Below are 13,984 nucleotides of genomic sequence, written 5' to 3'. Positions count from 1 at the left end.
TGTCATGTTGGAATTTGATACAAATTTAGATTCACTTGCTACTATAAAAGTTATCGGTGTTGGCGGCGGCGGAAATAATGCGGTTAACCGAATGATTGAACACGGCGTACAAGGTGTGGAATTTATTGCGGTAAATACCGACGCACAGGCGCTAAACCTTTCCAAAGCAGAAATTAGAATGCAGATCGGCGCAAAGCTTACCCGCGGACTAGGCGCGGGTGCCAATCCTGAAGTAGGAAAGAAGGCTGCCGAAGAAAGCAAAGAACAAATCGAAGAAGTGCTGAAAGGTGCGGATATGGTATTTGTTACTGCCGGCATGGGCGGAGGAACTGGAACAGGTGCAGCTCCTGTAATCGCTCAAATTGCGAAAGACCTTGGTGCTTTGACAGTGGGGGTTGTAACACGTCCCTTTACTTTTGAAGGCCGCAAGCGGGCAGGACAAGCCGCAAACGGAATCTCGTCCATGAAGGCAGCGGTTGATACGTTAATCGTCATTCCAAACGACCGTTTGCTTGAAATCGTTGATAAGAGCACCCCGATGCTAGAAGCGTTCCGTGAAGCGGATAATGTTCTTCGCCAAGGTGTTCAAGGGATTTCTGACTTAATTGCTACACCGGGATTGATCAACCTCGACTTTGCTGATGTAAAGACAATTATGTCCAATAAAGGATCCGCATTGATGGGTATTGGGGTTGCATCCGGGGAAAACCGTGCAACGGAAGCGGCTAAAAAAGCCATTTCCTCTCCATTGTTGGAAACATCTCTTGATGGAGCCCAAGGAGTATTGATGAATATCACCGGCGGCTCAAACCTAAGTTTGTATGAAGTCCAAGAAGCTGCTGACATTGTTGCTTCTGCTTCAGATCAGGAAGTAAACATGATTTTTGGTTCAGTGATTAATGACGACTTAAAAGATGAAATTATCGTCACAGTGATTGCAACAGGCTTCAATGAGGAAGTTGTCCAACCTAAGCCGACTAGGCCGGGTTTTGGAGGGCAAAAGCCAGGGATGGGTGCAATGAAACGTGAACAGCCTAAACGGGAGGAAATCCAGCAGGAAGCACCACGAAACAATCCATCATCACAAGCGGATGATGCGCTTGATATTCCAACATTCCTGCGCAACCGTAACAGAAGGCACTGATTTAATAAGATAAGACGAAAAGCATAGCCGTGGGCTATGCTTTTTTGTGTGGAAGAGAATAGCCTAGCAGACTACTTCTTCCTTGAAAAACAGAAAATTGACAAAATCCGAAGGGATCAGCGAAAATCTCTGTTGATTTATTGCCATAATGTGACACACTTCCTAAGCTAATGACGATATACTGTTTCGTAACGGAATGATAGATCAAGAGGGGAATTTGATTTATCACCATGATCTGGTAGAAACCGGTATTTGATTTTTCCGGAATGCAGCCGAAAATTGTTTCTTTGCCTATATCGGCTTGAGAACAGCTGACGAACAAAGCAGTAAGTCGTCTGTTAGTGTACAGGAGGATGAGAGGTGAAGATTTATCTTGATGTAATTTGGGCATTAAATCTGTTATTTGATACATTCCTTTTATATTTGACTGCCATCATCCTGAAGAGGCAGATCAAGTTTTGGCGGTTGACGGCAGCAGGAGCTATTGGTTCAGTGCTCATTCTATTATCGATAACACCATTTCATGCTGCAGCCGGGCATCCGGTTGGAAAACTAGTCTTTTCCATTTTGATGGTGTTAACCGCTTTTGGCTATAAAAGAATGCGGTTTTTCGTTAAAGCACTTATGACCTTCTATGTTACCACTTTTCTGTTGGGAGGCACTTTGACAGGAGTCCATTATTTCATTCAATTTGATCTGAATTTGGCTTCGAATGTCGCTATGAATCATATAAAAGGTTTTGGTGACCCGGTCAGCTGGCTGTTTGTGTTATTGGGTTTTCCGCTTGCTTGGCATTTTTCCAGACGGAATATCGAACAATTTGAAATGACGAAAATCCAATATGAGTCACTTGCAGATGTGGAAGTGAAATTCATGGAGATGGAATTTTCGATTAGAGGATTGATTGACAGCGGGAACCAGTTATATGATCCGATTTCAAAACTGCCGGTCATGATTTTATCCATCAACCACTGTTATGATCAAATACCAGATACAATCAAACGGATAGCCGAAAATCCAGAGTGTGTATTGTCAGGCGACGAACAACTTGCCAAGCAGTTTGAAAATCGAATGAGAATCATTCCATATAAAGTGGTCGGACAAGAGCATCAATTAATCATCGCTTTTCAGCCTGATTTGATCATGATCACCACGAAAGAGGGAATCTACAAAGCAGAGAAGAGTTTACTTTCGTTCACAGTGCAGGAGTTATCGGCAGATGGAAGTTTCCAGTGCATCATCCATCCTAAAATGCTTGCGGGAATGACAAAGTCTGAGCAGGCAGTGATGGTCAGTTAATATAACTATACTCGAAAATACATAATTTAGAAGGAGGACAATCAATGAAAAATTTGCGGCTCCGGTTATCCTATTACTGGTATAAATTATTAATAAAACTAGGCTTGAAAACAGATGAAATATTTTATATCGGCGGTAGCGAAGCTTTGCCTCCTCCTTTGTCGAAGGAAGAGGAAGAAGTGCTGTTGAATAAACTTCCCAATGGGGATAAGGCAGCGAGATCTATACTAATCGAGAGAAACCTGAGACTTGTCGTTTACATTGCCCGAAAATTTGAAAACACAGGCATCAATATTGAGGACTTGATCAGTATCGGGACAATTGGCTTAATTAAAGCGGTAAATACATTTAATCCGGAGAAAAAAATCAAACTTGCAACGTATGCCTCCAGATGCATTGAAAATGAGATTCTTATGTATCTTAGGAGAAATAATAAGATTCGTTCAGAGGTCTCCTTTGACGAGCCGCTCAACATTGATTGGGATGGAAATGAGCTTCTTCTATCAGATGTACTTGGCACGGATGATGATATTATCACGAAGAATCTCGAATCGAATGTTGATAAAAAACTGCTCGTAAATGCGCTTCAGCAGCTTTCTGACCGGGAAAAACAGATAATGGAATTGCGTTTTGGACTTGGCAGCGGCGAGGAAAAAACGCAAAAGGATGTAGCGGATATGCTTGGAATTTCGCAATCTTATATTTCCCGCCTCGAAAAGCGAATCATCAAACGCTTAAGAAAAGAATTCAATAAAATGGTATAGCAGAAAAATTTTTTTGGAAAATTTTTTATAAACAAGGACAACCAAGCGGTTTTGCCAGCTTCGTCATGTTAAGACGACTCGTCCTCATGATAACAAGTGCATATTTTTCCTTCCTGCGGAGATACTGATTTTTGACAGCAGCTCCTGTGAGGAGGGAAAAGATTGACACGAAACAAAGTAGAAATTTGCGGTGTTGATACAGCAAAGCTTCCCGTACTGAAAAACGAGGAAATGAGAAAACTATTTCGAGAAATGCAAAGCGGAGACATCACCGCGAGAGAAAAACTGGTGAATGGGAACTTAAGGCTTGTTTTGAGTGTGATCCAGCGTTTTAACAACCGGGGTGAGTTTGTCGACGATTTGTTTCAAGTCGGATGTATCGGACTTATGAAATCTATTGATAATTTTGATCTGGGACAGAATGTAAAATTTTCAACCTATGCCGTCCCGATGATCATCGGCGAAATTAGACGGTATTTAAGAGATAATAATCCTATCAGAGTCTCGCGTTCACTCAGGGATATTGCGTACAAAGCACTGCAAGTCCGTGAAAGGCTTATGGCTGAGGTTTCGAGGGAGCCGACTGCTGAGGAGATTGCAAAGGTACTTGATGTACCGCACGAAGAAATTGTTTTCGCACTCGATGCCATCCAAGATCCAGTATCTTTGTTTGAGCCAATCTATAATGATGGCGGGGATCCGATCTATGTGATGGATCAGCTTAGTGATGAACGGAACAAGGATACGAATTGGATTGAGGAGATTGCCCTTAAAGAAGGGATGAGACGCCTAAACGACAGAGAAAAGCTTATTTTAAGAAAAAGGTTTTTCCAGGGAAAGACACAAATGGAAGTTGCCGATGAAATCGGAATTTCCCAGGCACAGGTATCCCGGCTGGAAAAAGCGGCGATCAAACAAATGAATAAAAATATCCAAAGCTAAGCTGCCATAATTGGCAGCTTTTTATTTTTTTACAGCGCTGACAGGAGAGCCTCCAGCTTCTGCATTTGTGGACGATTTCGAATTCGGTACACAATCATACATTTTTTTTGGATTCATATAATGCTGTAAGGGGTGTAAACTCCACAGCGAAAACCGGAGGGATCTAAATGGTAAAGGTTACCGAGTTTCAAGTCAAAGATGTCGTCAATGTATCCGATGGGAAAAGGCTTGGGAACATTGAAGATTATGAAATTAATTTAACTACCGGTAAAATTGAGGCAGTCGTCATTGGGAGTGCTGGCAAAGTACTAGGTTTCTTCGGGAAGGACGATGAGGTTGTCATTCCATGGAGGAATATCCTGAAAATTGGGGAAGATGTTATTTTGGTCCGCTATAAGGACAGCGGCGAAGGTCTGCAGCACGACGATCGGGAAGAGTAGTATCATAACACTGTTGATTGCGGCATGTGTGTGGTAAACTAGACAAAAACATGTGAGGGATAAAGATATGGAGCCATTCATCTTAAAAAACCCGGAGTTTTTTATTTTAAAAGAATGGATGGAACGATTTCCTGGACTTGAGGCTGGGTTTACGACAAAAAATGGTGGAGTGAGCCAGCTGCAGGCTTTTTCAGGGTTGAATTTTGCTTTCCATGTGGGGGATGATCCGTCCTCCGTTTGCGAAAATCGCCTGCTATTGGCGAATAAGATTGATTTTCCCCTTCCTAGCTGGGTTGGCGCTGAACAAACACATGGCATCCAGATTGCAAAAATCGACAAAGCGGACCAAGGAAAAGGCTCCAGCGATTATCGCTCCTCGTTCCTGGCCACGGATGGTTTTTTGACGTTACAGCGAGGCATTCTGCTGACACTTTGTTTTGCGGATTGCGTACCTTTGTATTTTATAGAACCAGAAACGAAAATGATTGGCATTGCTCATGCTGGATGGAAAGGTACCGTCCACGGCATTGCAGCAGAGATGATTAGCAAATTTAAACAAAATGGGGCGAATTCGGACAAAATTTTGGTCATTATTGGCCCATCAATATGCAAAAAATGTTATATTGTTGATGAGAGAGTTATCAATTTAGTAAAAAATAGACTAGATGGTGTCGAGAAATTGCCATATAATCAAATTAGTGAAGGACAATATTCTCTCGATTTACAAGAATTAAACCGCGATATTTTAGTGAAGGCCGGAATCAAAGACGAGAATATTGAAACAACCGAATACTGTACCAGCTGTCATAGCGAGCATTTTTATTCCCACAGAAGGGATAAGGGAAATGCAGGCCGCATGATCGCATATATCGGGTGGAAGGAGGACAGCCGTCCATAATGAATGTCGCAAAAAATCTGGAGGTTATCCAGGATCAAATAGCAAATGCCTGCAAGGCTTCGGGCCGAAGTTGTGACGAGGTGAAAATTATTGCAGTAACGAAATATGTTTCCCCAGAAAGGGCACAGCAAGCGATCGATGCGGGGGTAATCCATCTCGGTGAAAACAGAGAGGAAGGATTGCTCGATAAAATCAGTCATCTGCGGGACAAGCCCATCTGGCACTTTATTGGGACTTTGCAAACAAGAAAAGTAAAGAACATCATCGATCATGTTACATATATCCATTCACTGGACAGGCTGTCGCTGGCAAAAGAAATAAATAAGCGAGCCAATTCAAAGGTAAAATGTCTCATCCAGGTGAATGCTTCTAGGGAAGAGAGCAAGCATGGCCTAGATCCCGAAGATGTCACAGGCTTTATTCAAGCATTGAAACAATATCCTCATATCGAGGTCAGCGGTTTGATGACGATGGCCCCCTTAACTGAAGATGAACAAATAATCAAGGATTGCTTCAGGAAACTGAAAACTCTTCGGGCAGAGGTCCAGCAGCTTGAACTGGATTATGCACCTTGTCATGAATTGTCCATGGGGATGTCTAATGATTTTAAAATAGCGGTTGAAGAGGGGTCCACTATGGTGCGAATTGGTACAGCCCTAGTAGGCAATGAATCGGAGGTGCAGTAATATGAGTTTAAAATCAAAAATAAAGACATTTTTTTTCCTGGAAGATGAATATGACTATAAAGATGAGGAAATGCTCGAGGAAGAAACGGAGCCCTTCAAGCCTAACAAGCAGGCTGTCCAGCAAAAACAGAATGTAGTAAGCCTTCAAAGCGTGCAAAAAGCATCTAAGGTGATCCTTATGGAACCAAGGATGTATGCCGAAGCACAGGAAATCGCTGACCATTTAAAAAATCGCCGGGCTGTCGTCGTGAACCTTCAGCGTATTGAACAAGACCAGGCGAGAAGGATTGTGGATTTTTTAAGCGGGACCGTGTACGCCATCAGCGGAGATATCCAGCGGATTGGCATGAATATCTTTTTATGTACCCCGGATAATGTGGAAGTGTCAGGGAATATTTCTGAGCTGATGCAAGAACGGGATAACCAAGAGTCGAGGTGGTAGGGTTAATGAATATAGTAATTGGATTAATCGCCCAACTAATAGGGATTTATCAATGGGCTTTGATAATTTATATTTTCATGTCATGGTTCCCTAATGCTAGGGAAACAGCAATCGGTCAATTTTTAGCGCGAATTTGCGAGCCATTCCTGGAGCCGTTTCGTCGAATTGTGCCTTCTATCGGCATGATTGACATTTCGCCAATTGTGGCATTCCTCGTATTGCGATTTGCCATTAGCGGCTTATACCAGCTGGCCACGTGGTTTTAATATCATCGATTTATCGGCAGGGTCTGATTTTAGGCCCTGCTTATTTTTCTATTAAAGGAGTGCCATATGAGTATTTACCAGCATTTCCGTCCTGAGGAACGGGAATTTATCGACCAGGTGATTAACTGGAAAGAATACGTTGAGCAAAATTATGCTCCTAAGTTGACTGATTTCCTGGATCCGCGGGAACAGCAAATTTTAAAAACCGTCATCGGAAAGCATCCTGATGTGAAATGGGAATTGTTTGGCGGGGCTTCAGGTACGGAGAGAAAACGGGCATTTCTGTTTCCGGCGTATTTGGCAGTAAACGAAGAGGATTTCCAACTTAAGCTGTTTGGCATCGAGTACCCTAGTAAGTTCGTGAACATCGAACATCGACAAGTACTCGGAAGCTTGATGTCCCTAGGTCTGAAGCGGGGAAAATTTGGCGATATCTTGATTGATGGAGATACCGTTCAATTTTTTGCTGTTTCTGAAATCGCCGACTATATTAGACTGCAGCTTGAATCGATTGGCAGAGCTTCCATCCGCTTGACGGAGCTTTCGCTGGAAAATGCTGTGACGATCGATGATGAATGGAATGAAATGAGCACGACTGTTTCATCTTTAAGACTAGACACAGTCTTGTCTGGTATCTTTAATCTTTCCCGGCAAAAATCCCAGCTTTTGATCCAGCATGGGCAAGTGAAAGTCAATTGGACAGCTATCGAAAATACAGCTTTTGAATGCGGTGAAGGAGACGTCCTCTCTGCACGTGGGTATGGGCGCGCGAAAATCATTACGGTCGAAGGGAAAACAAAAAAAGATAAATATCGGGTTATTGCCGGAAGAAAAAAATAATTATATAGTAAGGAAGAAGGGTTTTCAGCGTTTTTGTCGAATCATAGCTTTAAGTACATAGGATGAAATGAAATGGGAGGTGGCGTAATGCCTTTAACGCCGTTAGATATACACAACAAAGAATTTAATAAGGGATTTCGCGGATATGATGAAGATGAAGTAAATGAGTTTCTTGACCAGGTGATCAAGGACTATGAAATTATCATCCGAGAGAAAAAAGAACTTGAAGAAAAGATGAGTGAACTGAATTCAAGGCTTGGCCATTTCACAAATATAGAAGAAACCTTGAATAAATCCATTGTCATCGCGCAGGAAGCAGGAGAAGAAGTCCGCCGCAATGCGCTAAAGGAAGCGAAGCTGATCGTCAAGGAAGCGGAAAAGAACGCTGACAGAATCATTAACGAATCCTTATCCAAAGCAAGAAAAATCGCCTTGGAAATTGAAGAATTAAAGAAGCAGTCCAAAGTATTCAGGACAAGATTTAAGATGCTGATTGAAGCGCAGCTCGACATGCTTACTACCGATGATTGGGATCACCTGCTGGAATATGAATTGGATTCAACTGAATTGAAGTCCGCTGCAAGAGAAGAAGAAGATTCACTGGCTTGACGCAAGTACGCTATTTCGCATATAATTCATAACAAAGTGCATTACATGACAGAAACGATGACAGGGACAGTATGGCGTTCTAGCAGCTTGCTTTTTCAGCGAAATGGGGAAGGTGGAAGCCCATTGCAAGCGGATTGCCAGAAAATCACCCGATAGTTCCGAACTGAACATCCAAACAGGATCAGTAAGTACAGGCGTGACATTCGCGTTAAGAATGCTAAGAGGGCAGGATTAACACTTCTTGTCTATTTAGGGTGGTACCGCGGGAATAAAAACCTTCTCGTCCCTTTCCAGGGATGGGAAGGTTTTTTTATTTTCCGGAATCGTTATTTTCATGGATGCAACGGGAAAATTAGGAGGATCAATGGAATGGAATACAAAGACACTTTGCTCATGCCGAATACCGAGTTTCCAATGCGCGGGAACCTTCCAAACCGGGAACCGGAAATTCAGGCAAAATGGGAAGAAATGAAAATTTACGAAAAAGTCCAGAAGCATACAGAAGGCCGCCCGCTGTTCATCCTGCATGATGGACCTCCATATGCAAATGGCGATATCCATATGGGCCATGCATTGAATAAAATCTTAAAAGACTTTATCGTTCGCTACAAGTCAATGAGCGGTTTTTGTTCACCGTATGTTCCTGGATGGGATACACATGGTTTGCCGATTGAGCAGGCCCTGACCAACAAGGGAGTCAAACGCAAGGAAATGACTGTCGCTGAATTCAGGAAGCTTTGTGAAGAGTATGCATATGAGCAAATTCACAATCAACGAGAGCAGTTTAAGCGTCTTGGCGTCAGAGGCGACTGGGAAAATCCTTATATCACACTGAAACCAGAATATGAGGCACAGCAGATTAAGGTGTTCGGTGAGATGGCCAAAAAAGGGTATATCTACAAAGGGAAAAAGCCGGTTTATTGGTCACCATCCAGTGAATCTGCGCTTGCTGAAGCAGAAATCGAATATCAGGATAAACGTTCAGCTTCCATTTATGTTGCTTTCCCAGTAAAAGACGGTAAGGGTATTCTGGACCAGGATGTAGAAATTATTATCTGGACAACCACACCGTGGACTATTCCAGCAAACCTTGGTATTTCTGTACACCCTGACCTTACTTATGTGGTAGTGGAAGCAAATAAGAAGAAATATCTGGTTGCAGAAGGGCTGCTTGAGAGTGTTTCCAAGGAAATTGGCTGGGAAACTGTTTCTGCAGTCAAGAAAGTTGCTGGCAAGGAGCTTGAGGGCATTCTTGCAAAACATCCATTATATGGCCGTGATTCGCTTGTTATGCTTGGAGATCATGTTACGACGGATGCCGGTACAGGTTGTGTGCACACTGCGCCGGGACACGGGGAAGATGACTTCTATGTCGGCCAGAAATATGGTCTTGAAGTTTTATGCCCTGTCGATGATAAGGGTGTAATGACGGCCGAGGCAGAAGGATTTGAAGGTTTGTTCTATGACCAGGCTAATAAGGCAATCACGGAAAAACTGGAGGAAGTTGGTGCGTTGCTGAAGCTTAACTTCATCACACACTCTTATCCACATGACTGGAGAACAAAAAAACCGATTATTTTCCGCGCAACAGCCCAATGGTTTGCGTCCATTAAAGATTTCCGTGGCGAGTTGCTAAAAGCTGTCGAAGAAACAAAATGGGTTCCGGCATGGGGCGAAACGAGATTGTTCAATATGGTCCGTGATCGCGGTGACTGGTGTATATCTCGCCAGCGTGCTTGGGGAGTTCCTATCCCTGTTTTCTACGCTGAAGATGGGCAAGAAATCATCACAGATGAAACGATTGAGCATGTATCAAATTTGTTCCGTGAACATGGCTCAAACATCTGGTTTGAAAAAGAAGCGAAAGAATTGCTTCCAGAAGGCTTCAGCCACCCTGGAAGTCCGAACGGTCAATTTACAAAAGAAACGGACATCATGGATGTTTGGTTCGATTCCGGATCTTCTCACCAGGCAGTGCTTGTAGAACGCGATGATCTTCAGCGTCCAGCAGACCTCTACCTTGAAGGATCTGACCAATACCGCGGCTGGTTTAACTCTTCTTTATCAACAGCAGTTGCCGTAACAGGCAAGGCGCCATATAAAGGAGTACTCAGCCATGGTTTTGCTTTAGATGGCGAGGGCCGCAAGATGAGTAAATCAATCGGAAATGTTGTTGTTCCGGCCAAGGTCATGAACCAGTTAGGTGCTGATATCCTTCGGTTATGGGTTGCATCGGTTGACTATCAATCAGATGTACGTGTATCTGATGCGATCCTTAAACAAGTTGCTGAAGTATATCGCAAAATCCGCAATACGTTCAGATTCTTGCTTGGCAACCTGTCAGACTTCAATCCTGAAACGGATGCTATTCCATTCGAACAGTTGAGAGAAGTTGACCAGTTCATGCTTGTCAAACTGAACAAGTTAATCAACTATGTACGTAATGCTTATGATCACTATGAATTCGCAGGAGTATACCATGCGGTCAATAACTTCTGTACACTTGACTTGAGTGCCTTTTATCTTGATTTTGCAAAAGATGTCCTGTATATCGAAGCAGCAGATAATGCTGAGCGCCGTGCTATCCAGACGGTTCTGCATGAAAGCTTGCTTGCTTTAGTAAAGCTGACTGCACCAATCCTTTCTCATACTGCTGATGAAGTTTGGGCGTTTATCCCATCAGTGAAGGAAGACAGTGTCCAGCTTACGGATATGCCTGAAGCTAAAGAAATTGCCAATGCAAAAGAACTGGAGAAAAAGTGGAATGCATTCATGAAGCTTCGGGACGATGTTCTGAAAGCACTTGAAGCAGCAAGAAACGAAAAAGTGATCGGAAAATCATTAACTGCGAAAGTTTCTTTGTATGTCAACGACAGCACAAAAGAGCTTCTTGACTCCATCTCTGAAAACTTAAGCCAACTGTTCATTGTTTCAGGCTTTGAAATTGCCGGCAGCTATGACCAGGCTCCTGATAATGCGATCAAGCTGGAAAAAGCAGCCATCGTTGTAACAAAGGCTGAAGGGGAAACTTGTGAAAGATGCTGGATTGTCACGCCAGAAGTGGGCAAGGTGGAAGAACATCCAACCCTTTGCGATCGCTGTGCAACTGTAGTGAAAGAAAATTACTAAATAATGCCTACTCCGGGTTTTGAACCCGGAGTTTTTTTGCCAATAATCATTCTGCTTGGGAAATCCTGCAGTTCATGTAAAAAGTTAAGTTGAGTCAGCTTCATGCCTGTGGAAATAATAGCTGTAAACAGGAACGGGGGCAGATGTATGGACGGTAATCTTTATACTATTTACAATGAGCTCCGCGAAACGAGATCTGAATTGTTAACGTACCTGAACAATGGGAATAGAGATAAAAGAATTTTGCTGTATATTCAAGATGAACTTCGAGATATCGAAGCAGCATTGGAAAAAGTCGAAAATGGTGAATATGGAAAATGTGAAATATCCGGAGAATATCTTCCGTACGATTTTTTGCAGACAATCCCAACTGCTAAATCTGTAAGTGATATACACCAAATTGAACAATACGGCCGAAAACCGATATATTCGTGAGTTGTCGCTGGTGAAGAAGAACACATCGCCAAATTGTCCTGGAAAAAATCGCTTATAATTTCCAAGTCGCCAATAAAAATTGATTTTCGCCAATAACTGCCTCATTATCGCCAATAAAATAAATTTTTCGCGAATAAAACATCGGAAATCGCCAATAAAAATATTTTTTCGCCAATAAATAATTTTCACAGTTCCTTTCTGTGAAAATCGTGCTGATTTTAACCATCTTTCAATGTCATTAACAGCATTAAGCTTATAAAATCTGTCGTTTTACTCTTTTATGTGCTAAAATGCAAAGGTATATATGATGATATGGAGGTACCTTTGTGTTTTATTACATAATTGCGCTGTTTGTTATTATGCTTGATCAGCTTACTAAATGGTTGATAGTAAAAACTATGGAGCTTGGAGAGAGCATAAAGGTCATTGATAATTTCTTATATATTACTTCTCACCGTAACCGTGGTGCTGCATGGGGAATCCTGCAGGGACAAATGTGGTTCTTTTATCTCATCACGATTGCAGTGGTTGTTGGCCTCGTCATTTATATTCAAAAAGCGGCTAAAGGGAAGCGGCTGCTAGGAGTATCGCTTGGATTTATGCTTGGCGGGGCAATCGGGAATTTTATTGACAGGGTATACCGGAAAGAAGTGGTTGATTTCATCAATACTTATATTTTTGGTTACGATTTCCCAATTTTTAATATCGCGGATTCCGCCCTTGTCATTGGAGTGGGTTTGCTAATGGTCGATATGATTTGGGAAGAGAGAGAGGCGAAAAGAAAAGCTTATGGAGAAAATGGTACACATCATCCGTGAAGAACAGGCTGGTGACAGAATAGATAAGATCATTTCGACGCTTGATCCTGAGTGGTCAAGAAGCCAGGTTCAGCAATGGATCAAGGATGGCAGCGTCTTAGTTAATGGAACACAGGTGAAAACGAATTATAAAGGCAGTTTGAATGATAGCATCGAAATCATTATTCCTGAACCTGAGATACTGGATGTCATCCCTGAAGAGATGAACCTCGAGATTTTTTATGAGGATCCTGACGTGCTGGTTGTGAACAAGCCTAAAGGAATGGTAGTTCATCCTGCACCCGGACATCTGACAGGAACACTTGTGAATGGGTTGATGGCTCACTGCAAAGACCTATCCGGGATTAACGGAGTATTGCGTCCGGGCATTGTTCATCGGATCGATAAGGATACTTCAGGCCTATTGATGGTGGCTAAAAACGACATGGCCCATGAAAGCTTGGTAAATCAGCTTGTCGCAAAAACGGTAACCCGGAAATATAAGGCCCTTGTCCACGGCAATATTCAGCATGACCATGGCACAATTGACGCTCCGATTGGACGTGATTCTAAGGACCGCCAGAGCATGACGATCGTCGATAAAGGTAAGCATGCTGTCACGCATTTTAATGTACTCGAACGCTTCAAGGATTTTACCTTAGTTGAGTGCCAGCTCGAAACAGGGAGGACACACCAGATCCGGGTGCACATGAAGTATATTGGTTTTCCGCTTGTAGGTGACACGAAATACGGACCTAAAAAGACACTTGATATTGGCGGCCAGGCATTGCATGCAGGCTTGCTTGGTTTCGATCACCCGAGAACCGGAGAGTATCTCGAATTTGAAGCGCCAATGCCTGATTATTTTATAGACCTTGTACAGACTTTAAGAGAAAATGATTGACAAAGTTCTACATGTGTCTTAAGATAACTATAGTTTAATCAGTCCTTTAAGACAGTCCCGTGAGGCTGAGAAGGAAACGGATCAACAAAGGCATTGCGTTTGCCTTGTTGTAATTGACTCTACCCGTTTACCCTCTTGCCAAACAGGCAGGAGGGTTTTTTGAATAAGAAAGTATAAAAAAGACACTTCGAGAATTGTCCAGCTCCAGCGCCTAGCCCCTCGAGATGCTTGTCTAGTGTCTGTCGCCTCCTAGAAACTCCGAAACTTCAACTCCACCGGCTGAAGCAAAAAGCGCTTCTTCCGTTGGAGTCTCCAGTTTCTGCGTTTCTGGGCAGTCGGCTCTACTTTTCGGTTTCGGTCCGCCCAATGAAGTCAAAGAACGACTTCAC

General features: G+C 42.8%; 15 protein-coding genes and 1 other annotated feature. All 15 genes read left to right on the top strand.

The genetic code is table 11. The annotated features are described in order from the left end of the window. Positions 1 to 4 precede the first annotated feature (4 nt). The 15 genes from ftsZ to J2S25_RS03715 all read left to right on the top strand — a co-directional run bounded on the left by ftsZ (position 5) and on the right by J2S25_RS03715 (position 13,595). On the top strand, positions 5 to 1,144 hold the full coding sequence (gene ftsZ / locus J2S25_RS03785) for a cell division protein FtsZ (protein WP_044396338.1): 1,140 nt from the start codon (positions 5 to 7) through the stop codon (positions 1,142 to 1,144). A 360-nt stretch (positions 1,145 to 1,504) separates the two neighbouring features. Further along, positions 1,505 to 2,443, top strand: a complete 939-nt coding sequence (gene spoIIGA / locus J2S25_RS03780; RefSeq protein WP_044396336.1) for a sigma-E processing peptidase SpoIIGA — start codon at positions 1,505 to 1,507, stop codon at positions 2,441 to 2,443. Positions 2,444 to 2,487: 44 nt separating this feature from the next. Further along, entirely contained in the window at positions 2,488 to 3,207 is a 720-nt protein-coding gene (gene sigE, locus J2S25_RS03775; protein WP_044396334.1) for an RNA polymerase sporulation sigma factor SigE, read from the top strand. Positions 3,208 to 3,369: 162 nt separating this feature from the next. Next, positions 3,370 to 4,149 carry an RNA polymerase sporulation sigma factor SigG gene (sigG, locus tag J2S25_RS03770; protein WP_044396331.1) on the top strand — a complete coding sequence of 260 codons (780 nt, stop codon included), beginning with the start codon at positions 3,370 to 3,372 and terminating at the stop codon, positions 4,147 to 4,149. Positions 4,150 to 4,316: 167 nt separating this feature from the next. Then, positions 4,317 to 4,589 (top strand): YlmC/YmxH family sporulation protein, encoded by a 273-nt coding sequence (locus tag J2S25_RS03765; protein WP_044396329.1) that lies wholly within the window; start codon positions 4,317 to 4,319, stop codon positions 4,587 to 4,589. Between the two features lie 67 nt (positions 4,590 to 4,656). Further along, positions 4,657 to 5,487, top strand: a complete 831-nt coding sequence (gene pgeF, locus J2S25_RS03760) for a peptidoglycan editing factor PgeF (protein ID WP_044396327.1) — start codon at positions 4,657 to 4,659, stop codon at positions 5,485 to 5,487. Further along, positions 5,487 to 6,173: a YggS family pyridoxal phosphate-dependent enzyme gene (locus J2S25_RS03755; protein ID WP_044396324.1), complete on the top strand. Its 687-nt coding sequence runs from the start codon at positions 5,487 to 5,489 to the stop codon at positions 6,171 to 6,173. The genes pgeF and J2S25_RS03755 overlap by 1 nt, the downstream gene beginning before the upstream one ends. A 1-nt stretch (position 6,174) precedes the next feature. Then, positions 6,175 to 6,615 (top strand): cell division protein SepF, encoded by a 441-nt coding sequence (locus J2S25_RS03750; RefSeq protein ID WP_044396321.1) that lies wholly within the window; start codon positions 6,175 to 6,177, stop codon positions 6,613 to 6,615. Positions 6,616 to 6,620: 5 nt separating this feature from the next. Further along, positions 6,621 to 6,881 (top strand): YggT family protein, encoded by a 261-nt coding sequence (locus tag J2S25_RS03745; protein WP_044396319.1) that lies wholly within the window; start codon positions 6,621 to 6,623, stop codon positions 6,879 to 6,881. A 66-nt stretch (positions 6,882 to 6,947) separates the two neighbouring features. Beyond that, positions 6,948 to 7,721, top strand: coding sequence for a YlmH family RNA-binding protein (locus J2S25_RS03740; RefSeq protein ID WP_044396317.1), 774 nt, complete (start codon positions 6,948 to 6,950; stop codon positions 7,719 to 7,721). A gap of 87 nt (positions 7,722 to 7,808) precedes the next feature. Further along, a complete protein-coding gene (locus J2S25_RS03735; protein ID WP_044396315.1) occupies positions 7,809 to 8,330 on the top strand; it encodes a DivIVA domain-containing protein in 522 nt (173 codons plus the stop codon). A gap of 48 nt (positions 8,331 to 8,378) precedes the next feature. Further along, positions 8,379 to 8,621, top strand: a binding site (T-box leader). A gap of 78 nt (positions 8,622 to 8,699) precedes the next feature. Then, positions 8,700 to 11,459 (top strand): isoleucine--tRNA ligase, encoded by a 2,760-nt coding sequence (ileS, locus tag J2S25_RS03730; protein ID WP_044396312.1) that lies wholly within the window; start codon positions 8,700 to 8,702, stop codon positions 11,457 to 11,459. Positions 11,460 to 11,606: 147 nt separating this feature from the next. After that, positions 11,607 to 11,894, top strand: a complete 288-nt coding sequence (locus tag J2S25_RS03725) for a TraR/DksA family transcriptional regulator (RefSeq protein ID WP_044396309.1) — start codon at positions 11,607 to 11,609, stop codon at positions 11,892 to 11,894. A gap of 326 nt (positions 11,895 to 12,220) precedes the next feature. Then, on the top strand, positions 12,221 to 12,712 hold the full coding sequence (lspA, locus tag J2S25_RS03720) for a signal peptidase II (protein WP_044396306.1): 492 nt from the start codon (positions 12,221 to 12,223) through the stop codon (positions 12,710 to 12,712). Beyond that, entirely contained in the window at positions 12,684 to 13,595 is a 912-nt protein-coding gene (locus tag J2S25_RS03715) for an RluA family pseudouridine synthase (protein ID WP_307191238.1), read from the top strand. The genes lspA and J2S25_RS03715 overlap by 29 nt, the downstream gene beginning before the upstream one ends. Positions 13,596 to 13,984 lie beyond the last annotated feature (389 nt).

Source organism: Mesobacillus stamsii (assembly GCF_030814065.1).
GTDB lineage: Bacteria > Bacillota > Bacilli > Bacillales > Cytobacillaceae > Mesobacillus > Mesobacillus stamsii.
This window is presented reverse-complemented; position numbering and strand designations above follow the sequence as displayed.